This window comes from Vibrio sp. QJM3NY_39 (genome assembly GCF_057785895.1).
The window spans coordinates 1,820,628-1,843,784 of sequence record NZ_CM173505.1; the positions used below are offsets into that span (position 1 = coordinate 1,820,628).

A 23,157-nucleotide genomic window follows, 5' to 3' on the forward strand; every position below is an offset into this window, starting at 1 on the left:
TGACTAAATACTCAATGAACCGCTTGCGACAAAATGTCCCAAGCGGTTTTTTTATACGCACAATAAACGCTATAAAGAATTAAATTACTGATATATAAGGTTTATTAAATTGGCATGGCATTTGCTAAATAACGTTTATTATCAACTTTTTTGTAGATAGACGAATTCATAGTCTGACGAGCGAGACACTGGCTAAAGGGTTAGTTGTTAACGGATTACTCAGCAAGTTCTCTATCGCTTACTACAATGAAGGTTGAACAGATTATCCATGTCCAAAGATGGAACTGAGCAATGCTTAAACAATTATTAGAACAAGCAACTTCAAATAACGCTAAAGCAAGACTGTATGCATTTGAAAATACAGTTGAGTTAACAAATCTGATTCCACCTACTGTTAGCTACGAAAGCGGCGGTAATACTCTTGTTATTGGTCCAACTGCGATCATTGAAAGTGCTGCGGCTCAATTACCTCAATTGACGAGCTTAACCTTATTGTCGACAGACGGCGAAAAGGGCAAAAACCCAGAACTGTACTTCGCGAATTCGGTTCAAGTATCCGGTTTCCTTGGTACGTTTGAAGTTGTGATTGAGAGTAAAGGCACATCAAGCAACTTAGCGAAAATCGCGATTAATCACGATTGTTTCGATGTTGTTCTAGACCTATGTCTGAATAGCTGCATGACAGAAGAAGTGCCTGTACCGGGTTATTACCCAGTGGGCCGAGGCTATCCAAAACTGGCCGAAGCACTGGAAGAGATTCCAACGCTAATGGGTACATTTGATAAGCCTAAGTTCTTCCGTTTAGACACTGACCTTTGTGCGCACAGTTCTCGTGGCGTAAAAGGGTGTGAACGTTGTGTTGATGCTTGTCCTGCTGGCGCGCTATCAAGTGAAGGCTCAGACAAAACAGGTCACAAGATCGAGATTAACCCTTATCTATGTCAAGGCGTCGGAACTTGTGCAACAAGCTGTCCTACAGAAGCGATTACCTATGCGCTTCCAAACCCTGACGATACTCAAAAGTTCATTGAACGTACGCTAGCTAACTATGAACATGCGGGCGGTCTGGATCCAATCGTACTTATCTGTAGCTCTCGTCATGAGACTTACAATGTAATCGCGCTAAAAGCACTACCAGATAACGTTATTCCAATCGTTGTTGAAGAACTGCCTTCTATTGGTATTGATACTTGGTTTGCCGCGCTGGTAAATGGGGCGACTCAGGTTCTGTTTGCTGCTTCTCGTTTTATGCCAGAGACGATCATTCGTGTTCTGAATAACGAAGTAGGGATTGCACAAGAGCTACTAGACCAAATCGGTGTTCCAAAAGAAACCATCGATATCCTGTATTTAGAATCTCTCCGTGAAGGGCCTCCAACACTGTGCGTTGATTCTTTCGACCTTGCACTTGGCGATCTTCAAGGCAACAAACGTCAACGTCTATTCACTGCACTCGATGCGATGTCTTCATCTCGCATTCCTGTCGAGAATATCGTTGAACTTCCTTCGAATGCACCATACGGCACGGTTTCGTGTGAAAGCAAAGATTGTACGTTATGCATGAGTTGTGTTGCGGTTTGTCCTACACGCGCTCTTCATACCGACGGTGCTTCTCCATCACTTAAGTTTGTAGAACAAGACTGTATTCAATGTGGTCTGTGTGAAAAGGCATGTCCTGAGAATGTTCTTACTCTGACACCTCGTATGAATTGGGTGAAAGAAGAACGTCAACAAGCGGTTGTGATTCATGAAGAGAAAGCCGCGGAATGTTTGCGTTGTCATAAGCCATTCGCACCACAATCTATGATTGATATGTTGCAGAACAAGTTACGCGGTCACTCTCATTTTTCAGATGAAACTGCGATTAATCGTATTGCGATGTGTGAAGACTGTCGTGTGGTGGACATGTTCGACTCAATGGCTCAAAACCCATTGAATCAATTGAAATACTAGGAGTTGGCATTGGATACTAATTTAGGTCAAGCACAAGCGCCAAAACAAGCGCAAAACAATCAAGAACAAGAACAAACACTAAGAACCGAAATCTATTTGGTTCTTTCAGCATTGTTTCGCAGCGCACCCTCTGAAGAGGTGATTGATTTTCTAAAGACGCTAGATATTGAAGCATCTGAAAGTGCCATGCAAAAGGCTTGGATTGCCATTCAACAAGCTGCCACTGAATCGAACCGCGCAGCATTAGAAGACGAGTATCAAGATCTGTTCATTGGCATTGGCCGTGGAGAAATAGTTCCATTTGGTTCTTGGCATCGCACTGGCGCCATGATGGAAAAGCCATTAGCAGAAATTCGTCATGACCTAGAGCTTTTAGGCATTGAGCGTGATGATCAAGTGAAAGAGCCAGAAGATCATATCGCTGCACTTTGTGAAGTCATGGCAATGTTAAGCAATGAAGAAGAAGCGCTACAACAAGCGGTTTTCAATAAGCACCTTGGCCCTTGGTTTAACTCTTTCACGCGTCAGCTTGAAGCAGCAGAAAGCGCCAACTTCTACAAATCAGCAGCCCAGCTGTGTGAAGCATTCTTAACGTTAGAACAAGTACGTTTTAGCGTGAATACAAAAAGCAGTAAGCACAAATTAAAGATTGATGTGAAAAACGTCACTGATTACGAGTAATCGAGCAGTACGCGATTATATCGATAGAGGGGCATTAAGCCTCCAAAAAGATCTACCGTAAGGTAAGGAAGCAATGATGAAAGATAATAAAGAAATAAATACAAGCCGTAGGGACTTACTCAAAGGCTTAACAACTGCAGCCGTTGCTGGTGCCGTTGTCGCTGGTACAACCAAAGTGGCAACTGCTTCAGAAACGGTTGAAATTTCGAAAGAAGACGTGAAGAAGACAGGCTATCGTGAAACGCAACATATTCGCGATTACTACGACACACTTTAGGAGATAACGGATGAAACTTGTCAAACGCTCCGATAGTGTGAGCAAAGAAACTAATCAGCTAGGTGTGTCTCGTCGCGCCTTCATGAAAAACACTTCATTAGCGGCTGGTGGCGCGGTAGTAGGCGCAAGTCTATTCGCACCGGGCATGATGAAGAAAGCACAGGCTAAATCAGTCGATCCAGAAGCGAAAACAGAAGTGAAACGTACTATCTGTTCTCACTGTTCTGTGGGTTGTGGTATTTACGCTGAAGTTCAAAACGGTGTTTGGACAGGTCAAGAGCCTGCATTCGATCACCCATTCAACGCTGGTGGACACTGTGCGAAAGGTGCAGCACTTCGTGAGCACGGCCACGGTGAACGTCGTCTTAAGTACCCAATGAAATTGGAAGGCGGTAAGTGGAAGAAGCTTTCTTGGGAACAAGCGATTGAAGAAATCGGTAACAAAGCGCTAGAACTTCGTAAAGAGTCTGGGCCTGATTCAGTTTACTTCTTGGGTAGTGCAAAACACAGTAATGAACAAGCTTACGCATTCCGTAAGATGGCGTCGCTTTGGGGCACCAACAACGTTGACCACCAAGCTCGTATTTGTCACTCAACCACAGTAGCCGGTGTTGCGAACACTTGGGGTTACGGTGCAATGACAAACTCGTTCAATGACATGCACAACTGTAAATCGATGCTGTTCATTGGTTCAAACCCTGCAGAAGCTCACCCGGTTGCGATGCAACACATCCTGATCGCGAAAGAGAAGAACAACTGTAAGATCGTTGTTGCGGATCCTCGTCGTACTCGTACTGCTGCGAAATCTGATCACTATGTATCCCTTCGCCCAGGTTCAGATGTTGCGTTTATCTGGGGGGTGTTATGGCATGTCTTTGCTAACAAATGGGAAGACCAAGAATTCATCCGCCAACGTGTATTCGGCATGGACGAGATCCGTGAAGAAGTCGCAAAGTGGAGCCCTGCAGAAGTTGAGCGTGTAACAGGCGTTAGCGAAGAAGACGTTTACCACACAGCAAAACTGCTTTCAGAGAACCGTCCGGGTTGTATCGTTTGGTGTATGGGTGGAACTCAACATACTACGGGTAACAACAACACACGTGCTTACTGTGTCCTTGAGCTTGCGCTAGGTAACATAGGTAAATCAGGTGGCGGTGCAAACATTTTCCGTGGTCACGATAACGTACAAGGCGCAACTGACCTTGGCGTACTATCAGACACGCTACCGGGTTACTACGGCTTGTCTGAAGGTTCGTGGCGCCATTGGTCTAAAGTTTGGGATATCGACTTTGACTGGGTTAAGGGACGATTTGACGACAACGCATACGGTGGTCAAAAACCAATGAACAGTGCAGGTATTCCTGTCTCTCGTTGGGTTGATGGCGTGCTTGAAGACAAAGACAAGATTCGCCAACGCGAAAACATCCGCGCCATGTTCTACTGGGGTCACGCGGTGAACTCTCAGACTCGTGGTCCAGAGATGAAGAAGGCGATGCAGAAGCTGGATATGATGGTTATCGTTGACCCATACCCAACAGTCGCGGCAGTAATGAACGATCGCACCGACGGCGTTTACTTGCTTCCAGCAACCACTCAATTTGAAACCTACGGCAGTGTAACGGCGTCAAACCGTTCTCTACAGTGGCGTGACAAGGTTGTTGATCCTCTGTTCGAATCTAAGCCTGACCACGAAATCATGTACCTTCTTTCTAAGAAGCTTGGTTTCTCTGATCAACTGTTCAAAAACATCCGTGTTGAGAACAACCAACCATTGATTGAAGACATCACTCGTGAATTCAACAAAGGTATGTGGACGATCGGCTATACAGGTCAAAGCCCAGAGCGTTTGAAAGAACACCAACAAAACTGGCACACGTTCCACAAAACAACGCTTGCTGCAGAAGGTGGTCCAGCGAATGGCGAGACTTACGGTCTGCCTTGGCCATGTTGGGGCAACCCAGAAATGAAACACCCAGGTACGCATATCCTTTACGATACGTCTAAACCTGTTGCTGAGGGTGGCGGTAACTTCCGTACTCGTTTCGGTGTCGAATTTGAAGGTCAAAGCCTATTGGCTGAAGACAGCTACTCAAAAGGCAGCGAAATTAAAGATGGCTACCCAGAGTTCAGTGACAAACTGCTGAAACAACTGGGTTGGTGGGACGACCTAACAGCAGAAGAGAAAGCCTCTGCTGAAGGTAAAAACTGGAAAACCGACGTTTCTGGTGGCATCCAACGTGTTGCTATCAAGCATGGTTGTATTCCTTTTGGTAACGCGAAAGCGCGTGCGATTGTTTGGACATTCCCAGACCGCGTACCACTGCACCGTGAGCCACTTTACACACCACGTCGTGATCTAGTCGCTGACTACCCAACGTGGGATGACAAGGAAGCAATCTTCCGTGTTCCTACGCTGTACAAATCCATTCAAGACCAAGATAAGTCTGGTGAATACCCGATTATTCTTACGTCTGGTCGTCTGGTTGAGTACGAAGGTGGTGGTGAAGAAACACGTTCAAACCCATGGCTAGCAGAACTTCAACAAGAGATGTTTGTTGAAGTGAACCCGAAAGACGCAAACGACATTGGCTTCAAAGATGGCGATGATGTTTGGGTTGAAGGTGCTGAGAAAGGCCGTATCAAGGTAAAAGCGATGGTTACTCGTCGTGTTAAACCGGGTTTAGCGTTCTTGCCGTTCCACTTCGGTGGTAAGTTCGAAGGCGAAGATTTGCGTTCTAAGTACCCAGAAGGCACTGATCCTTACGTTATTGGCGAAGCAGCCAATACAGCAACCACATATGGTTACGACCCTGTCACGTTGATGCAGGAAACGAAAGTAACCCTTTGTAATATTCGTAAAGCGTAAGGAGTCTTAAAATGGCTAGAATGAAATTTCTTTGTGACACCAAACGTTGTATCGAATGTAACGGTTGTGTCACTGCATGTAAGAACGAAAATGATGATGCTCTGGAGTGGGGTATTCAACGTCGTCGCGTTGTAACACTGAACGACGGTGAACCGGGTGAAAACTCTATCTCAGTAGCGTGTATGCACTGTACTGATGCACCTTGTATGGCAGTTTGCCCAGCAGATTGTTTTGAACATACAGAAGACGGCATCGTACTTCACAATAAAGATCTATGTATCGGTTGTGGTTACTGCCTGTTTGCTTGTCCGTTTGGCGCACCTCAATTCCCTAAACAGGAAGCCTTTGGTGAGCGCGGTAAAATGGATAAATGTACCTTCTGTGCTGGCGGCCCAGAAACAGAGCCAGGTTCTGTGGAAGAACGCCAGAAGTACGGTGCGAACCGTATTGCTGAAGGCAAGCTACCAATGTGTGCTTCTTTATGTTCAACCAAAGCACTGCTAGCGGGTGATGCAGAGAAAGTCTCTGATGTATTCCGTCAGCGTGTTGTTGAGCGTGGTGCGAAGGGTGCAGGCTGGACAGACGGCAATGACCTTTCTTACGATGCGATGAAGAGCTAGTTAGGAGAGACATATGCTTACAATGTTTAAGCGTCTCTTCCTTGTTGTGCTGCCAATGTTGGCAGCACTAACAATGCTGTCTCCTTTGAGTCATGCATCTGAGACGAACTCATCACAAACTCAATCGAGCTCTGCTGAAAGAGAAATCACACAACTTGCTGGCGCTGATTTTTGGCGACAAGTAAGAAACGGTGAAGAAGGTTACACCACATCTCAATCGGCTGAGCACGGTGTGTTGATCAGTACCCCAGGTCAAACGTGGTACATATTGAAAGAGAAGTGGATGTCACCAGCCGGTGCTGTCGCTATCTTTGGCAGTATTGCTTTCGTTACTCTAATGTACGTTGTAATTGGCCCATTAATGCTGAGTGCACCAAGAACGGGCCGTAAGATCAAACGTTGGTCGCGACTGGACCGCGCACTGCACTGGAGCATGGCGTTTACCTTCTTAACACTGGCGTTCAGTGGTTTGATGTTGGTTTACGGTAAACACTTCTTGAAACCTTATATCCCAACCGATTTATGGGGCTTCATCGTTCTATTGGCGAAGCAATACCACAACTACATCGGCCCGATTTTCTATGTGCTGTTGATGGCTGTTCTCATCAAGTGGTGGCGCAAGTCGATCTTCAAAATGGTCGATATCCAGTGGTTTATAAAACTGGGTGGTATGGTCGGGAAACATAAAGGTTCTCATCCATCTGCAGAGTTTTCGAACGCGGGTGAGAAAGCGCTATTCTGGCTATTAATTGTTATGGGTAGTGTAGCTGCGATCAGTGGCTTGGTTTTAGACTTCCCAATCTTCGGCCAAACCCGTCGTGATATGGAGCTTTCAAACCTAGTCCACATGTTGGCTGCTCTGATCCTTATCTGCGGCTTTGTGTTCCACATCTACATCGGCTTGTTCGGTATGGAAGGTGCACTTGAGGGTATGGTAACAGGCGAAGTTGATGAAACTTGGGCTAAAGAACACCATGACCTTTGGTACAAAGAAGTGATGGAACAAGAGAAAAACGGCGCTGAACAAAGCGCAAACGCAGCAACAGAGAAAACAGAAGAGGTGAATAAGAATGAACAAACCTCATAAAGGTATTTGGGTCGCTTACATCCTAAGCTGCTTTACACCATTTACTTGTCTTCTCTCTGGTGTGGTCGCGATTATCTACGCAGGCTATCGTTTAGATAAAGGGGAAGACGGCGAAGTCGTGGATACGCATTATTACGGCTTAATTCGCTCGTTCTTCTTGAACCTGACGTTCTTTGTTGTGCTTATCGTCACGGTAGCGACCTCTAATGGCGTGTTGATCGGTGTGAACGATTACTGGTATCAAAACCATATAATCGATGATATCGCTTACTACATTCCCTATGTCGGTATGTTGTTTGGTGGTGTGGCGATTGTGGTGTGGTTTATTCGTATGTATCAAGGCATGCAGCGTTTAAGTCAAAACCTACCGCAAAACCCGACAACAGGCCCAAACCTTTAAGCGTTTATATGTAAGTCGTTTGGGTTACCAAACTCGATAATAGCTCCTTTGTCGATGAGTTAACTCTAATCAGCGAAAGACATTAAAAGCCTAGTGATTCATTTCACTGGGCTTTTTGTCGCTTGGTCGCTAGGTAACTGATCTAATGCTCTATATTAACCGCATCAATATGGTGCAACTCCCTCAATTGGTGCAATCAATTATCGAACATTTTCTCTCCTTGAGAACCAACAAAGTCCACTTTAGAAATTAACCACAAAGAATCAATAACTTAAAATCAAAATCTGTTGCACGTTTTTTGCGTAACCAAGTTGGAACGCATCTTGCGTTTACTGTTGAGTCTTTAATTAATTACGACATCAATTCGCACGGTTCTAGTGCAATTGAGACAAAGCTAAGGGAGAGAGCTTTAATGAGTCAAACGGTTACCCAAGTTCATAACGCAGTAGAGAGCTTGACGCAGAGTTCAGACACTCTATTTCTATTATTAGGCGCCATCATGGTCTTCTTAATGCACGCAGGCTTTGCATTTTTGGAAGTCGGTACAGTAAGAAAGAAAAACCAAGTGAACGCGCTGGTTAAGATCCTCTCGGATTTCGGTGTTTCTGCCATTGCCTATTTCTTTATCGGTTACTGGGTGGCTTACGGTGCGCATTTCTTTGCAGATGCAGAAACCTTATCGCAAGGTAATGGTTACGAGCTGGTGAAGTTTTTCTTCTTGATGACGTTTGCAGCGGCGATTCCAGCGATCGTTTCTGGTGGTATCGCTGAGCGTGCACGTTTCTATCCAATACTCATCGCAACACTTTTCACCGTTGGGTTTGTTTATCCATTCTTTGAAGGCATCATTTGGAATGGTAATTTTGGTTTCCAAGATTGGCTTGAAGCACAATTCGGTTATGGCTTCCATGACTTCGCAGGCTCTGTAGTAGTTCACGGCGTTGGCGGTTGGATTGCTTTGGTCGCGGTTTACTTCTTAGGTATGCGTAAAGGTCGTATTCGTGCAGGTAAACACACGAACTTCGCACCATCTAACATCCCATTCTTAGCACTGGGGTCTTGGATCCTATGTGTGGGTTGGTTTGGCTTCAACGTGATGTCAGCTCAAGCTATCAATGGCATCAGCGGCCTAGTAGCCATGAACTCACTTATGGCGATGGTCGGCGGTATTCTAGCGGCTTTAGTCGCAGGTAAAAATGACCCAGGCTTCATCCACAATGGTCCTTTGGCTGGTCTCGTAGCGATTTGTGCAGGTTCAGACTTAATGCACCCACTTGGCGCTCTCGTTACAGGTGGTGTAGCGGGCGCATTGTTCGTTTACCTGTTTACTTACATGCAGAACAAAACACTGATTGACGATGTGCTGGGTGTATGGCCATTGCACGGCGTGTGTGGCGCTTGGGGTGGCATTGCAGCTGGCATCTTCGGCCAGCAAGCACTCTGGGGACTAGGTGGCGTGAGCTTTGGTGCTCAGGTGATTGGTACGCTAGCGGGCATTACAGTAGCTTTAATCGGTGCATTGGTTGTCTACGGTGTGTTGAGCAAAGTAACTGGCCTAAGGTTAAGTGAAGAAGACGAGTTCAACGGTGCGGATCTTTCAATCCATAAGATCTCTTCGATTAACGAAGACTAACGTCATCAATCTTGATGAGTGTTAAGCCCTTGCTAGACACAAATTAAATTATAACTAAGCGGCTTCGGCCGCTTTTTTGCGTTTATGGGAAATAGAAAGCAATACGAGTCAGTCAGAAAGGAGATTGAGAAAGAACGAAGGAGAACAAGCGAGTTATGTCACAAATAATCAATGAATTCAGTTGGCTAAGACTATGGTCTAATCCCTAAAACTATTGTTGGAATTTGAACAGTGCTAAGCTGTTACAAAGTGACATATTGAAAAGGACGTTATATGCATTTCCCATATCGAAATATCGTAATTCTTACTGGCGCCGGCATCTCTGCGGAGTCGGGGATTCAAACATTCCGAGCACAAGACGGATTATGGGAAAACCATAAAATCGAAGATGTCGCGACACCAGAGGGTTTTGCAAAAGATCCAGACTTGGTGCAAGAGTTCTACAATAAGCGTCGCCATGGCTTACAGAACGAAAGTATTCTGCCAAACTCTGCCCATAAGGCGCTAGGTGAGCTCGAAGAGAAGCTAGACGGCAAAGTAACGATAATCACTCAAAACATCGACAACCTGCACGAGAGAGGCGGTAGCAACAATATTATTCACATGCATGGTGAACTTCTTAAGGCACGTTGCAGCGAATCAAATCAAGTTCTAGAGCACAAAGACGACATCCATACTGGTGAATTGTGCCATTGTTGCCAAATACCAGCTCAAATGCGTCCTCATATTGTTTGGTTTGGCGAAATGCCATTAAGAATGGGCGACATCTATTCAGCGTTAGAAGAAGCTGATCTGTTTATCTCGATCGGCACATCAGGTGTGGTTTATCCAGCGGCTGGTTTTGTACATGACGCAAGAATGCATGGCGCACATACAATTGAAATCAACCTCGAGCCAAGTGCGGTTGAGAGCGAATTTGAAGAGAAACGTTACGGTAAAGCCAGTATTGAAGTGCCGAAATTAGTCGGTGAGCTGTTGTCTTTAGAGAAAGGCTCTTTAACGGCTTAACTAATCTTTATCCACTATATATAAGCAAATATACATTGACCTAAAGAGAATTAGAGTCGTATGTATGTTTGCTTTTTTGTCTCTATTTTTTACCTGCCTTACGGCCAAATCAGCCACTAAATAATGGAGTAATTAGGCTCGTTGATCTGTTCGCTGCGCTTTTTTCATTTCGTACATCGCTTTATCTGACTCATCAAGCGCCTGTTTAAAGTTCTCTCGACTCGTTACTTCAATACCGTAAGAGAAGCCGATGTTCTCTCCATGTAATAGATTCGTCACTTGGCTTACAAACTCGCCACCACGGCCAAGTTGTGCAGTCGCGACAAACTCATCGCCGCCAACTCGAAACACCATTTCATCTTCCAATACCGCTTGGCTTAAAGCCTGAGAGAAGCGAACAATCATTAGATCGCCAACTTGATGACCTTTACGGTCATTAACCTGCTTTAACCCATCCAAATCAAAATAGATCAACTCGAATTCCTTAAGCTGAATCGCGTCGAACTTCTTGCGATTGTATAAACCTGTCAGCTCATCTTGTTTACCCTGATCTTTCAACTTGGTTGTCAGTTCCGTAATGCCGTAGGCGATAAGTAGGAAGGCGATCTGCAATAAACCATCTTCTAGGAAAGTGTCGAGCAATTCGTTTCTGTCTGCCCATTCGTCGAGATGTTTAAGCTCTGTGGTCACGTCATAGAATAGATTAAAAATAAGGTTCATCGCGGCTTTCCGGGGAAAGCCGCTTTTATCTTCAAGAAGAAGTAGTCTGTATCTCGATACCCATACCCCATTCGCTTGATTAACTTTATCTTGTTGTTTATCCCTTCCAGTGTGCAGGTGTTCAACGGATAACTTGCCGATGCGATAATGCCGTGAAGATAAGGACTCAGTTTTCGTGCGAACTCTTTCAATGGCTTAATTCCACTCTCTTGCACTTGTTCCCACCACGTGTCCCAGAGCCCCTTCGCGTGCCCTTCGGATTCACAATACCAAAGCTCTTTGAGTTGGGCTCCGAGTATATAAGTGGTCATTAAGTCCTTATTGATATTCAATATTTCAGTAAGATAGCTATCTTGACGTGTATTTAAGTTGCCTCTATTTTTCAGCAGTACCCACCGTGAGCGCTTCACCCATTGCCTCGCTTTTTTATCTTGCTTGAGTTTGTTGGCTTGGTCGACTCTGACTCTATCCATCACCTCGCGACCGAACTTAGCAACAACATGGAATAAGTCGTAAACGATTTTTGCGTTCGGGCAGTGCGCTTGAACTTCAAGGTCAAAAGCCGTATTCATGTCCATCGCTACTGCTTCGATATTTACCCCATTCTCGCCTAGCTGCTCGAAGAACGGCCGTATGTCCTTGCGGCTGCGGCCTAATCCAACCCAAATGACTTGATGAGTCTTCGCATCAGCGATGACGGTGGCATATCGATGCCCTTTAAAGATGGCGAACTCATCCATCACGAGCTGCTTTAGCTCACCCCATTTCACTGGCGGCACCACTTGTCGAAGTCGGCGTTTATCTATTTCTTTAATGGTGTGCCAATGAACGCCCGTAATTTGGGATATATGCTTAATGGGAAGCAGGGGTAGCAGTTGTTCTATATAGCTTTTTAGGCGCTTTGTTATACGAGCATAAGGCTCTAACCAAGAGAGAGATTCTGTTTTTATGCCGCAGTCACGACACTTAATCCTTCGAGTTTGAACGGAAAGTTCAACAGGCACACCGAGCAACATGGCATCCTTTACGTGACGCCATTGATACTCATGGATAGCCTCGGCCTCAAGACCACAAAGGCATTTAGCCTCAGAGCTAGGTTTAAGAGTCAGGGTAATAAGTGATGCTGTCTGGAGAGACTTTACTATTTGAAAGCCTTCCCAGAATGAAGATAGGAAAGTATGATTCGGCATAGAAACGGTAGTTTGTGTATGATTTTTGTTTGGCGACTAAACCATATCACTTACTACCGTTTTTGTTTTTAGTTCCCGCTAATCCGCGATGAACCAAAAATAAGCAGCAGAGCGCCGTAGCGAAGGGTTTTATGGGGACGAATGGCGTGGCGAGAAACGTAGTAGATATACATGGTAATCACGAGCGTGTTTGTTTCGAAAAACAGGTCGTAATTTGAGTCGATATGAATAAACGAGCTGAGGCCAAGCATCAAGAATGACGCGAGAAGCATCAGTGTCACAACCAATAAAATAGGGTTTGCTGGCATATTAAATCGCACTCTATATTGTTTGGTGCAATCCTATATAAAGTGTAGATAAAAATAAAGCGGCTTACGCCGCTTTATTAACCTATCAGTAACAATCTAGTTGTTTACTTTAAGTTTTTGGAAGTACTCGTCATAAATGACGCTCGCTTCGCCAACTTCATCTTGCCAAACGCCGTTATCCATCACTGATTGCGGTGGGAAAACGTTCTTATCTTCAGCAAATTCTTTAGGAAGAAGAGGGTAAGCCGTTTTAACTGGCGTCGGGTAACCGATCTCTAGAGCAATTTTCGCTGCGTTTTCAGGGCGAAGAAGGAAGTCGATCATCTTATGTGCCGCTTCAACATTTTTAGCACCTGATGGGATCGCTAAGCTGTCCATCCAGAAGATAGCGCCTTTCTCTGGCCAGATGATGTCAATTGTCGCGCCTTCTTGGCGTGCCATGTAAGCAGAGCCATTCCAAAGCATACCAAGAGACACTTCGCCCGCTAGATAAGGGTTTGCTGGGAAATCTGAGTTAAATACCAATACGTTTGGCATCAGCTTACGAAGTTCTTCGTACGCTTCTTTGATTTCTTCAGGGTTCGTTGTGTTTGGAGAGTAACCCAGTTTAGACAGTGCGATATGGAAAACCTCACGAGAGTCATCCATCATCATCAGTTGACCTTCCCACTGTGTATCCCACAGATCGCCCCAGTTTTTAACTGAAGACTTGTCTAGCATATCTGAGTTGATACCAATACCCGTTGCGCCCCAGATGTATGGGATCGAGTAGTTGTTGTTTGGGTCAAATGGCTTATCTAAGTAATTTGGATCCAAATCTGCAAAGTGGCTTAGCTTAGCTTTATCAAGCTCTTGAAGCATGCCTTCTTTACGCATCTTAGAAACGAAGTAAGTAGAAGGAACCACTAAGTCGTAACCCGTACCTTGAGTTTTTAACTTAGCGTACATGCTTTCGTTAGACTCATAAGTTGAGTAATAGACTTTAATGCCAGTTTCTTCTGTGAAGTCTTCTAGTACTTCATTTGGAATATATTCAGACCAGTTGTAAAAATACAGTTCTTGGTCAGCTGCGAAAGAGGGTGTAGAAAGTAAAGTAGCAGCACACAATGCGCCGGTATACAGTGTTTTTTTCATTACTGTTCCGTTCATTTGTTTGATTTGGAGCTGGGTAGTGAACCCAAAGTAAATGGATTTCTAAAAATCGCGCTAGATTATAGCAGTGATATAACAAAATAGGCAGCCTAAGCTGCCTATTCATTGATATTCTTATTTTTAACGTGTTGATTACCTAACTCAGGTTGTTAAGTAAACCAGTTACTTATCAGCGTCTGTTGACCGGAGCAATGAGATAACGAACTCGCTTACTGATCCGCTTTAAGCTTCATGAAGTAATCTTCGTACTTCACTGTCTTATCGCCAACCGCGGCTTGCCATTCAACACGGTCAAGATCTTCTTGCGACGGGAACAGAGCAGGGCTGTCTTTGAACTTCTCATTAGACGCTTTAACTGCCGTTAGGTAACCGGTGTCACGAGAGATTTGCTCTGCGATTTCTGGGCGAAGTAGAAAGTCGATCATCTTATGAGCCGCTTCTACGTTGATTGCGCCAGAACTGATAGCAAAGTTATCAACCCAACCGATGCCACCTTCTTTAGGGAAAACCAGTTTGATCGGCAGACCTTCATTTTGCGCTGCAGCAGCAGAACCGTTCCAAAGCATACCAAGACCCACTTCACCAGACATGTATGGCGCGCCAGGGTTATCTGAGTTAAACACAAGAACGTTCGGCATCAACTTACGCAGTTCAGCGTAGGCTTCGTCGATTTCTTTTTCGTTAGTCGTGTTACCTGAGTAACCTAACTTACGCAGTGCGATGTGGAACACTTCACGCGTGTCATCCATCATCATCAGCTGACCTTCAAGCTCAGGGCTCCATAGGTCAGCCCAGCTTTGGAAATCTTCTGGATCGTACATGTCTGTGTTAACAGCTAGGCCCGTAATAGCAACAACATGTGGAATCGAGTAGTCGTTGTTCGGATCATATGGCTTATCTAGGTAGTTCGTATCTAGATTCGCAAAATTGTTTAGCTTGGTTTTGTCGATCTTTTGAAGCATGCCTTCGTCGCGCATTTTAGACACGAAGTAGGTCGAAGGAACCACAAGGTCGTAACCTTTATTGTGCGTTTTCAATTTTGCGTACAAAGTTTCATTCGATTCGTAAGTCGAGTAAATCACTTTGATGCCAGTTTCATCAGTGAACTGTTCTAAGATCTCACTATTGATGTAAGGTCCCCAGTTCATGAATACCAATTCTTTATTATCTTTTGCAAATGATGGTGCAGATAACATTGAAAGCGCACATGCACTACCAGCTAATAGAGTAGCCCATTTTTTCATTGACGTTAGCTCCAAACTAAACGTTGCCCGAAGGCAGTAGATAGAAAAACAGAATGGCAATTTACCATTCTGTTTATGATTAACATTTTTTTAAACTTGAAGTATTTTAACTTCTTATCAAGTCAGTCTCAGTAAAGAGTAGGAGACTTACTTGATTTTCTCTCTCGCTAACAACTGGGAAATAATCACCAGTACTAACGACACCACTAACATCACTGTTGCTAGGGCGTTGACCTCTGGAGATATACCGACTTTAACCATCGAGTAAATCTTCAGTGGCAATATTTCATACGTTGGGCCCGTTACGAAAGAGCTGATGATCACATCGTCCAAAGACAGAGTGAAGCTCAATAACCAACCCGCAGCAACAGCTGGCTTAGCAAGAGGCAAGATGATCTGTTTTAGAATCGTCCATTCACTTGCCCCTAAATCTTTTGCAGCTTCTAGCATCTTCACATCAAAGCCATTCAAGCGACTGTAAACCGTAACAACAACGAACGGCAGACAGAAAGTAATGTGCGCTGCAAGTAGGGTAAAGAACCCAAGTTGTACACCCATAACTAAGAATAGCGCAAGAAGCGAAATCGCCATTACGATATCTGGAGACATCATCACGATGAACAACATGCCATTGACTATGCCTTTACCTTTAAATTGGTAACGGAATAAGGCTACTGCTGTCAGGCTGCCAACAATCGTTGCGGCAGTTGCTGAGAACACCGCGACGTTGATCGAGTGCCACGCAGCCTGCATTAGGCTATCGTTGTTAATCAGCGCGTCATACCACTTGGTGGTAAAGCCACCCCATTTCATACCAAACTTATTGGCATTAAAAGAGTTGGCAATTAATACGATAATAGGTAGGTATAGAAAAGCGTATACCAGCGCCATAAAGCTGAACTTAACTGTGCGACCCATTAGTCTAGCTCCACTTTCTTATTCAATAACTTGCCTGCACGGTAGTAGGCATAAAGCATCACGGCCATAGCGGTAGTCAGTGCAATACTGGTTGCGGCGCCAAACGGCCAATCACGGGCATTCAGCACTTGGCTCTTAATGACGTTACCGATCAACAGGTTCTTAGCACCGCCCAACAAGTCTGAAATGTAGAACATTCCAAGCGCAGGGAGCAATACAAGTAAACAACCACCGATAATGCCTGGCATCGTTAGGGGTAAAACAACCTTCAATAGCGTTTGAAGTTTGTTTGCACCTAAGTCTTTAGCCGCTTCTAAATAAGTATAGTCTAGCTTTTCAATCGCTGAGTACAACGGTAAAATCATGAAAGGCAATAGGATATACACTAACCCGATCATTACTGCCGTTTCTGAATACATAATACGAAGTGGTTTATCGATAATGTCTAACGCCAACAAACCTTTGTTCAACACACCTTGTGTACCTAAAACCACTTTTAACCCGTAAGTACGAATCAAAGAGTTGGTCCAGAATGGCACAATCACTAAGAACAACATGATTGGGCGCCATTTCGTAGGCATTTTTGCCACGATATAGGCAAATGGGTAACCAATAATTAAACAAAGTAGGGTTGCGACAATCGCCATATAGAAAGAGTGCATCAGCACTTTAAAATACAGCGGATCAGCCAAACGCAAGTAGTTATCGAGAGTGAAGGTCATCTCGATCAAGTTCGCTTCATCACGAGTTAGAAAGCTAGTGCCGATGATCATGATGTTTGGAATCATCACGAACAGCACTAACCAACCTGTGATTAAAGCAACAATCGCGTTTTGTAAATTAAACTTCTTGCTCATCTTCTAACACCACTTCCCAGCTCTCAACCCAAGTTACTGCAACTTTTTGGCCCAGTGAGTGATCAACATCAGGGTCATCTTCGTTGAAGAATTCGCTAACCATGACACGCATACCTGATTCAAGTTCTACGACTGAATCTAATGTCATGCCTTTGTAGGTTCGCTCGACAATGTGGCCGACAATACCGCTTTGGTCCGACTCCTTAATTTCTTCGATACGAAGATCTTCAGGGCGAAGTAGTACTTGCAGTTTTTGGCCCGGTGCCACGTCTTTATCATGATAGATAATTGACTCTTCACCTTCGATTGTCGCAACAATGCGCTTTTCATCTTGACGAGATTTCGCTGTCGCTTCGAATACGTTAATTTCACCAATGAAACGAGCAACAAATAAGTTCTTAGGCTCTTCGTAGATTTCTCTTGGTGTTCCGTCTTGTTCAATCACGCCATCACGCATAACAATAATACGATCAGACATGGACAATGCTTCTTCTTGGTCATGCGTTACAAAAATGAACGTGATACCAAGTTGGCGTTGCAGTTGTTTAAGCTCGATTTGCATCTGTTTACGTAGTTTGTAATCTAGAGCAGAGAGAGACTCATCCAACAAAAGAACTTTAGGCTTATTAACGACAGCACGAGCGATTGCGATACGTTGCTGTTGGCCACCGGATAGCTGGTGTGGCTTTCGTTGTGCCATTTGTTCTAGGCGCACCATTTTTAAAGCATCCATGACACGAGGTTCAATCTCGGTGTTTGGCACTTTTTGCATGCGTAAACCAAATGCCACATTGTCGAAAACGGTCATATGTGGGAATAGGGCATAGCTTTGGAATACAGTGTTAACATGCCTTTGTTCAGCAGGAACTTGGGTTACATTCTGTTGAGCTAATAGTATTTCACCACTATCTGCCGTTTCAAACCCTGCAATCATCCTTAGTACCGTGGTTTTACCGCAACCGGACGGGCCTAATATCGTGAGAAACTCACCATGATTTACGTTTAGATCAAGATTGCCGATGACTTCCTTACCATCGAAACTTTTACTAATGCCAGTTAACTGTACGACTGGCTTTCCTACTGATTTTTTAGCGTTCAACGTCTGTTTTTCTCCACCTTGGTTCTATTTGAGACCTGTTGCTATACACCTTTAAGGCGCGCATCATAATCACCAAAAACGTGAATTCAAAGCATTTTTTACCATTCATAGATAAAAAAATTCGCAGGTAAAAGTAAACATCCTTTACCATACTGTTATTTATTGGGTTCACACCCTAACAAGTGTCTAATTATTAACCATTAAGACGCAAAAGCAAGCCTTGTTACAGATTCATATTTTAGTTTGCAGCCGACATATGGGTATAATGAAGGCAATTTTTTATCAATAAGTTAGGTGGCTTCGTTTAGTTGGCGCACCTAGGTATCAATATGAACAACGACATCGAAAAAGATTTTAATTTGGGCGGTAGTATCGACCGTGCACTTTCCGGCGATTATGAGCTCAAAGCAACGGCTGTATTCCAAGAAGCTTGGAAACATACGATAAGTCACTTTCTTTCGTTTTCCCCTGCGATTGTTGCGCTGATGTTCGTGCAATTGGCTATCTTTTATATCGCACTAAAACTGCAGCTTGGTGACCCCGCGATTATCTTAGACGCGGTTATCGACCCAGAGGCATTTACACCACAGGTCGTTGAATCCATTTTTATTGCTAACTTTAGCTACGAAGTAATCAGCGCGCCTATCTATGCTGGCATCTGTTTAATGGCAATGAGCCACGTCGCAGGCTTACAAACCAAAGTGCGTCATATCGGAAAAGGTTTACAGTTCACGGTTCCAGTCATTCTCGTTACTTTGTTCAGCCTCATGCTTCAAGGCATCGCAGGTATGCTTTTGCCATTTTTGTCTATCTACTTCTCACTAGCATTCAGCAATTCAATTCTGCTGATTTGTGATAAGAAAGTACCGCCAATGCAATCGTTGCTGCTTTCTCTAAGAGCGGTAAATAAGAAAATCTTCGTCGTCGCATCTATCTACTTAATGGTTATGCTGATGTTCATTGTGGCGGCAATGATGTACGGCATTGGCTTGATATTCGTTCTTCCGTTTTTCTTTCATGTGAAAGGCATCATCTACCGTGAAATGTTTGGTATCAAACTGAAGGTTATTGCGTCAGATCGACATAATAGTGATGACGACAACAGCAACGGTGACAGTAACAACGACGGCAACAACAGTAACGATGGTAACAAAAACAAAAACCCTCAGGTGTTCGATGCGTAATAATGTCAAAGGCAGCGCAAGTAAATCACTTGCGCTAAAGGTAACTGCACTGGCGATCGTGGGTTCTATCTCACTGGTTGGCCCGTACATTTACCAAGAAGAAGAGCGCCGACGTTCAGCAGACCAAAGTTCAAATACATCAAGTGAGTTTGGTGATTTGACTGTGGCTTCAGATCGACCAAATTTTTCTGCTATCGAAGATGTGAACGTGAAAAAAGACACATTCTTTTCGTTCCTTCGCCCAAGCATCAATATTGAAAACAAACGTATCACCAAAGAACGCGCGTTTTTAACTAAGCTATCTGAATCTGGTTTGAGCAATATTGACTCTGAAGACGCGTCTTATGCGAAAAGGCTAGGGAAGTTGTACAGCTTACCAGTGCCTAGTGAAGGTTTAGAACAGGCATGGCTGACAGAGATGCTGAGCCGTGTCAACGTGCTGCCAGAGGCGCTAGTACTGACACAGGCTGCTAATGAATCGGCTTGGGGGACATCGCGTTTCGCCACCAAAGCCAACAACTATTTCGGACACTGGTGTTACACCAAAGGTTGTGGACTTGTTCCGCTACAACGTAACGAAGGTAGTTCGCATGAAGTGGCTACATTCTCTTCAAGCCAAGAATCGGTTCATCGTTACTTCATGAACTTGAATCGTAATCGTGCTTATGCCGATTTAAGAGCGATTCGAGCAAAACTGGCTACTCAGGGCGACGATTTGTTAACTACTGAATCTGCGACAGAGCTAACCAACGGCTTGCTAAAATATTCTGAGCGAGGTTCAGACTATGTGACTGATTTACAAGCTATGATCCGTCACAACGAGGTATACTGGAAAAAGTAACTCATTTTGATACCAACTTGGTTGCCTTCGAAAGTCGGCTTACACCAGTAACATCACAAAAAGAGCAGCTCATTGGCTGCTCTTTCTATTTATAAACGCTCAACTTCGACAAGATTATAATAATGAAAAAGACAGTACTCGCTCTATTAGCCACTTTAAGCCTTGGCGTTTCTCTTCCTGCTTCGGCGCAAGAATACATGTTCACGTATTCTAAACTCTATACTCAGCTGAAAAACAACACCAAAGAAGGGCACGATGATGTCAAAGTTGCGGTCTTCTTTGTTGACCAACAAGCACAGAAAACCTGTCACATCAGCAAAGCTTGGATGGAGAAAGAAGAGCATTACGAAGAGTTAAAAGTGTCTCCTGCGAATGAGCTGCTTCTACCGGTAGATAAAAACCTACGCTCAGCAAACCCTCTTATCTTTGTACAAACCCAAGAACAAGAATGTGCGTATTCGCTCGTTGTAATGACTCAGGAGCCTTTGGCTGAAACGGTTGAGGTTGCACAGTTAGAAAAACTATTACCACAGATGCAAGCGATGCTAGAAGACGTCAGCGGCATGTTCTCTAGTTGGTTTACTCCTGATATTCAAGGTTTGACGCTAGAGTTTGATAGTAAACTTGAAGGCAATATTGCTCTGTCTAATGGTAAGCAAATCCCAATTGAAGAAGGGCGTGCGAAATTCACGCTGGACGAACTGAACGGAAGTGACAGCATCACGTTACCAGAAGCCACCGTTCGCGTTTTGCCTTACATACCAGCGCAATAATAGCGACCAGCCAGAAGCTGTTTGCTCAGCTTAAAATCTTGACGAAACAGCCTGTTCTTCTTTAAACAGGCTGTTTTCGTTTAAAGTCTTAAATCTAAACCTCTAAATCTTGCCAAATCACATATATCAACGGCCTTTCATCTTTGATTCTTACCTCTTATTGCGACATATTTTTCTCACCGCTAGAGGACAGATCTTATGATAAGGCGGAATCTTTCTCCTGCTTGGCTTGTTTATCCTGCCATTACTGTTCCAACCTGAAATAAAAATCCGTATAATCCACGCCCTAAAACAGTCCCACTAGCAATCTACAGTCGGTAATACGACGGTGTGAGAGTCGCAATGAACCAAAACGAAAATAAAAAAGATACACTTGAATTCAACAAGCTTCAGAAACTTCTAAGAAGAAATGTTGGGAATGCCATCGTCGACTACAACATGATCGAAGAGAATGACGTAGTAATGGCGTGTATTAGTGGCGGTAAAGATTCATTTGCGATGCTAGACATTTTGCTACGTTTACGTGAAGCAGCACCCATCAAATTTGATGTTGTTGCCGTAAACCTAGACCAAAAACAACCGGGGTTCCCTGAGCATATTCTTCCTGAGTACTTTGAAACTCTGAACATTCCTTACTACATCGTAGATAAAGATACGTACTCAGTGGTAAAAGAAAAAGTGCCAGAAGGTAAGACAACTTGTGGCCTTTGTTCACGTCTGCGTCGCGGTACTTTGTACTCGTTTGCAGAGAAGATTGGCGCAACGAAGATTGCTCTAGGTCACCACCTAGACGACATTGTTGAGACTATGTTCCTGAACATGTTCCACGGTGCTCGCCTCAAGGCTATGCCACCTAAGCTTCGCTCTGACGATGGTCGTAACGTTGTAATCCGTCCACTGACTTACTGTCGCGAAACGGACCTAATCAAATACGCAGAGCATAAAGAGTTTCCGATCATTCCGTGTAACCTATGTGGCTCTCAAGAAAACCTACAGCGTCAAAACATCAAAGCGATGCTAATTGATTGGGATAAACAGACTCCAGGCCGTGTTGAGAAGGTCTTCAAGTCAATTCAGAACGTGAGCCCAAGCCAATTGGCAGACCGCGAGCTGTTTGATTTCATTAACCTTCCACTGGATCGTAGCGAAGATCGCAAAGCATACGAATTCGAAGAAGCTGAAATCTCGTCTTCAAACATTGATGAGTCAATGTTCATCGACGTAACTAACGTATAACGCGATATAAACGATTCTGTTGTTGGAATCGCGTAAGCTTTAGATAAACAAAAACGCCTCAAGCATTGCTTAAGGCGTTTTTTTATAATTAAAAATCAGCTATTTAGACAGGTTCGGATCGAGAGGGCTAACGTAACCTGACGGTTTAAGAGCCAGTACATCGCAGTTAATCTTGTCGATGACATGTTCCGCAGTATTGCCGATAAACACGGCAGACAAGCCAGTACGACCTGTTGTACCAAGGATAACCATAGCAGCATTGTGTTCAGACGCTACACGAGGAATAACATCTTCAGGCAAGCCTTGCTCAACCACGGTTTGCTCTTCACACATACCGTGTTTCTGGCGTAGTGCTTTCATCGCGGTTAAGTGATGGCCGCGAACTGCATCAGTATAAGAGGTTGGGTCAAACTCTGGCAATTCGATTGTGATATTCGCAGGTGTCACCGGGTAGGCGTTCACCAAGAACGGTTCAGCATCCAAACGACCAGTGATCTCAAGTAATCTGTCGACCATCGTATCGTTGAGCTCTAAGTGAGCTTCTGTTTCAGAGCCAACATGAACGGAAGCGTAGATCTTCGCGTGTTCTGGCCAGAAATCATTTTTAACCAACAGGACTGGGCTAGGGCACTTTCTTAATAGGTGCCAGTCGGTTGGAGTAAAGATGACCGATTCTAAGGTATCGTGCTTACGCGTGCCTTTGATCAAAATGTCATGCTCACCACTGTAAACCTCAGCAATGATCGCTTCATACGGGCGATTATGCCAAACCACTTGTACGTTAAATTCAATAGAATCATCAAGGTAAGGAGCAGCAACCTTATTCATCCAAATTTCACGCTGATGAATTACGCCTTTGCGCATTGCGTCTCTCTCATCGACAGAGAGCATAGATGTCATTTCATACGAGAAGTCGTAGATCGACAAAAAGAAAGTGATGTGGCTTGTTGAGGTGCTTTTCTTGGCAAGTTGGATAGCACGAACTAGAGCAGGTTGCTCATCGTGATTAATGTCTGCGACAACTAAAATTTTGTTATAGATACTCATAACTAAGCCTACTTTTCAGACCGAACATATAAATAATGTAGCGTAGTTATGGAGAGAATAAGA

Annotated in this window: 20 protein-coding genes and 2 pseudogenes; 13 read left to right on the forward strand and 9 right to left on the reverse strand. The window is 44.2% G+C overall.

The features are described from left to right. The first annotated feature begins 291 nt into the window (after positions 1-291). The 9 genes from AC3CHU_RS08395 (at position 292) to cobB (ending at position 10,525) form a co-directional block, all read left to right on the forward strand. The gene (locus tag AC3CHU_RS08395) at positions 292-1,953 is read left to right on the forward strand and encodes a 4Fe-4S dicluster domain-containing protein (protein ID WP_488524344.1); all 1,662 of its coding nucleotides are present in this window, start codon (positions 292-294) and stop codon (positions 1,951-1,953) included. 3 nt (positions 1,954-1,956) lie between these two features. Beyond that, positions 1,957-2,634, forward strand: coding sequence for a TorD/DmsD family molecular chaperone (locus AC3CHU_RS08400; RefSeq protein WP_488524345.1), 678 nt, complete (start codon positions 1,957-1,959; stop codon positions 2,632-2,634). 76 nt (positions 2,635-2,710) lie between these two features. After that, the gene (locus tag AC3CHU_RS08405; RefSeq protein WP_029224806.1) at positions 2,711-2,911 is read left to right on the forward strand and encodes a twin-arginine translocation signal domain-containing protein; all 201 of its coding nucleotides are present in this window, start codon (positions 2,711-2,713) and stop codon (positions 2,909-2,911) included. A gap of 10 nt (positions 2,912-2,921) precedes the next feature. Next, entirely contained in the window at positions 2,922-5,777 is a 2,856-nt protein-coding gene (locus AC3CHU_RS08410; protein ID WP_488524346.1) for a formate dehydrogenase subunit alpha, read from the forward strand. Between the two features lie 11 nt (positions 5,778-5,788). After that, positions 5,789-6,397: a formate dehydrogenase FDH3 subunit beta gene (fdh3B, locus tag AC3CHU_RS08415; RefSeq protein WP_004733723.1), complete on the forward strand. Its 609-nt coding sequence runs from the start codon at positions 5,789-5,791 to the stop codon at positions 6,395-6,397. A gap of 13 nt (positions 6,398-6,410) precedes the next feature. Further along, a complete protein-coding gene (locus tag AC3CHU_RS08420) occupies positions 6,411-7,484 on the forward strand; it encodes a formate dehydrogenase subunit gamma (protein ID WP_054542113.1) in 1,074 nt (357 codons plus the stop codon). Beyond that, positions 7,468-7,884, forward strand: a complete 417-nt coding sequence (locus AC3CHU_RS08425) for a hypothetical protein (RefSeq protein ID WP_017059624.1) — start codon at positions 7,468-7,470, stop codon at positions 7,882-7,884. The genes AC3CHU_RS08420 and AC3CHU_RS08425 overlap by 17 nt, the downstream gene beginning before the upstream one ends. A gap of 412 nt (positions 7,885-8,296) precedes the next feature. Further along, positions 8,297-9,517 (forward strand): ammonium transporter, encoded by a 1,221-nt coding sequence (locus AC3CHU_RS08430; RefSeq protein ID WP_488524347.1) that lies wholly within the window; start codon positions 8,297-8,299, stop codon positions 9,515-9,517. A 273-nt stretch (positions 9,518-9,790) separates the two neighbouring features. Continuing rightward, positions 9,791-10,525, forward strand: coding sequence for a Sir2 family NAD+-dependent deacetylase (cobB, locus tag AC3CHU_RS08435; protein WP_171316393.1), 735 nt, complete (start codon positions 9,791-9,793; stop codon positions 10,523-10,525). Between the two features lie 132 nt (positions 10,526-10,657). Here cobB and AC3CHU_RS08440 read toward each other — a convergent pair. From AC3CHU_RS08440 to potA, 8 genes and pseudogenes are all read right to left on the reverse strand, one after another. Further along, positions 10,658-11,257 (reverse strand): annotated as a pseudogene (locus tag AC3CHU_RS08440) (GGDEF domain-containing protein); the annotation flags it as partial. Then, the gene (locus AC3CHU_RS08445) at positions 11,242-12,435 is read right to left on the reverse strand and encodes an ISL3 family transposase (RefSeq protein WP_488524348.1); all 1,194 of its coding nucleotides are present in this window, start codon (positions 12,433-12,435) and stop codon (positions 11,242-11,244) included. The gene AC3CHU_RS08445 and the pseudogene AC3CHU_RS08440, both read right to left, overlap by 16 nt. 95 nt (positions 12,436-12,530) lie before the next feature. Further along, positions 12,531-12,755: pseudogene (locus AC3CHU_RS08450) on the reverse strand (GGDEF domain-containing protein); the annotation flags it as partial. 84 nt (positions 12,756-12,839) lie between these two features. Beyond that, entirely contained in the window at positions 12,840-13,877 is a 1,038-nt protein-coding gene (locus AC3CHU_RS08455) for an extracellular solute-binding protein (protein ID WP_108161783.1), read from the reverse strand. Positions 13,878-14,104: 227 nt separating this feature from the next. Next, positions 14,105-15,139, reverse strand: a complete 1,035-nt coding sequence (locus tag AC3CHU_RS08460) for an extracellular solute-binding protein (RefSeq protein WP_488524349.1) — start codon at positions 15,137-15,139, stop codon at positions 14,105-14,107. A gap of 147 nt (positions 15,140-15,286) precedes the next feature. Continuing rightward, positions 15,287-16,057, reverse strand: a complete 771-nt coding sequence (gene potC, locus AC3CHU_RS08465) for a spermidine/putrescine ABC transporter permease PotC (protein WP_009846722.1) — start codon at positions 16,055-16,057, stop codon at positions 15,287-15,289. Next, entirely contained in the window at positions 16,057-16,914 is an 858-nt protein-coding gene (potB, locus tag AC3CHU_RS08470) for a spermidine/putrescine ABC transporter permease PotB (RefSeq protein ID WP_488524350.1), read from the reverse strand. Before potB ends, potC begins: the two co-directional genes overlap by 1 nt. Beyond that, the gene (potA, locus tag AC3CHU_RS08475; protein WP_017077234.1) at positions 16,898-18,013 is read right to left on the reverse strand and encodes a spermidine/putrescine ABC transporter ATP-binding protein PotA; all 1,116 of its coding nucleotides are present in this window, start codon (positions 18,011-18,013) and stop codon (positions 16,898-16,900) included. The genes potB and potA overlap by 17 nt, the downstream gene beginning before the upstream one ends. 329 nt (positions 18,014-18,342) lie before the next feature. Here potA and AC3CHU_RS08480 point away from each other — a divergent pair, with 329 nt between their 5' ends. The 4 genes from AC3CHU_RS08480 (at position 18,343) to ttcA (ending at position 22,047) form a co-directional block, all read left to right on the forward strand. Then, a complete protein-coding gene (locus tag AC3CHU_RS08480; RefSeq protein ID WP_488524351.1) occupies positions 18,343-19,197 on the forward strand; it encodes a DUF2189 domain-containing protein in 855 nt (284 codons plus the stop codon). Beyond that, positions 19,190-20,038, forward strand: a complete 849-nt coding sequence (locus AC3CHU_RS08485) for a glucosaminidase domain-containing protein (RefSeq protein WP_488524352.1) — start codon at positions 19,190-19,192, stop codon at positions 20,036-20,038. The genes AC3CHU_RS08480 and AC3CHU_RS08485 overlap by 8 nt, the downstream gene beginning before the upstream one ends. A 122-nt stretch (positions 20,039-20,160) precedes the next feature. Next, the gene (locus tag AC3CHU_RS08490) at positions 20,161-20,811 is read left to right on the forward strand and encodes a DUF2987 domain-containing protein (RefSeq protein ID WP_488524353.1); all 651 of its coding nucleotides are present in this window, start codon (positions 20,161-20,163) and stop codon (positions 20,809-20,811) included. A gap of 342 nt (positions 20,812-21,153) precedes the next feature. Next, positions 21,154-22,047, forward strand: coding sequence for a tRNA 2-thiocytidine(32) synthetase TtcA (ttcA, locus tag AC3CHU_RS08495; RefSeq protein ID WP_004733695.1), 894 nt, complete (start codon positions 21,154-21,156; stop codon positions 22,045-22,047). Between the two features lie 99 nt (positions 22,048-22,146). Here the strand turns inward: ttcA and uspE are convergent, their stop codons facing one another. Continuing rightward, entirely contained in the window at positions 22,147-23,094 is a 948-nt protein-coding gene (uspE, locus tag AC3CHU_RS08500) for a universal stress protein UspE (protein WP_004733693.1), read from the reverse strand. Between the last annotated feature and the right edge of the window lie 63 nt (positions 23,095-23,157).

Coding starts and splice junctions, on each gene's coding strand:
- AC3CHU_RS08410 (WP_488524346.1), top strand. CDS start 2,922: ATGAAACTTGTCAAACGCTCCGATAGTGTGAGCAAAGAAACTAATCAG.
- AC3CHU_RS08430 (WP_488524347.1), top strand. CDS start 8,297: ATGAGTCAAACGGTTACCCAAGTTCATAACGCAGTAGAGAGCTTGACG.
- AC3CHU_RS08455 (WP_108161783.1), bottom strand. CDS start 13,877: ATGAAAAAAACACTGTATACCGGCGCATTGTGTGCTGCTACTTTACTT.
- cobB (WP_171316393.1), top strand. CDS start 9,791: ATGCATTTCCCATATCGAAATATCGTAATTCTTACTGGCGCCGGCATC.
- ttcA (WP_004733695.1), top strand. CDS start 21,154: ATGAACCAAAACGAAAATAAAAAAGATACACTTGAATTCAACAAGCTT.
- uspE (WP_004733693.1), bottom strand. CDS start 23,094: ATGAGTATCTATAACAAAATTTTAGTTGTCGCAGACATTAATCACGAT.
- potB (WP_488524350.1), bottom strand. CDS start 16,914: ATGAGCAAGAAGTTTAATTTACAAAACGCGATTGTTGCTTTAATCACA.
- potC (WP_009846722.1), bottom strand. CDS start 16,057: ATGGGTCGCACAGTTAAGTTCAGCTTTATGGCGCTGGTATACGCTTTT.
- AC3CHU_RS08425 (WP_017059624.1), top strand. CDS start 7,468: ATGAACAAACCTCATAAAGGTATTTGGGTCGCTTACATCCTAAGCTGC.
- AC3CHU_RS08480 (WP_488524351.1), top strand. CDS start 18,343: ATGAACAACGACATCGAAAAAGATTTTAATTTGGGCGGTAGTATCGAC.
- AC3CHU_RS08460 (WP_488524349.1), bottom strand. CDS start 15,139: ATGAAAAAATGGGCTACTCTATTAGCTGGTAGTGCATGTGCGCTTTCA.
- AC3CHU_RS08405 (WP_029224806.1), top strand. CDS start 2,711: ATGAAAGATAATAAAGAAATAAATACAAGCCGTAGGGACTTACTCAAA.
- fdh3B (WP_004733723.1), top strand. CDS start 5,789: ATGGCTAGAATGAAATTTCTTTGTGACACCAAACGTTGTATCGAATGT.
- AC3CHU_RS08485 (WP_488524352.1), top strand. CDS start 19,190: ATGCGTAATAATGTCAAAGGCAGCGCAAGTAAATCACTTGCGCTAAAG.
- AC3CHU_RS08395 (WP_488524344.1), top strand. CDS start 292: ATGCTTAAACAATTATTAGAACAAGCAACTTCAAATAACGCTAAAGCA.
- AC3CHU_RS08445 (WP_488524348.1), bottom strand. CDS start 12,435: ATGCCGAATCATACTTTCCTATCTTCATTCTGGGAAGGCTTTCAAATA.
- AC3CHU_RS08490 (WP_488524353.1), top strand. CDS start 20,161: ATGAAAAAGACAGTACTCGCTCTATTAGCCACTTTAAGCCTTGGCGTT.
- AC3CHU_RS08420 (WP_054542113.1), top strand. CDS start 6,411: ATGCTTACAATGTTTAAGCGTCTCTTCCTTGTTGTGCTGCCAATGTTG.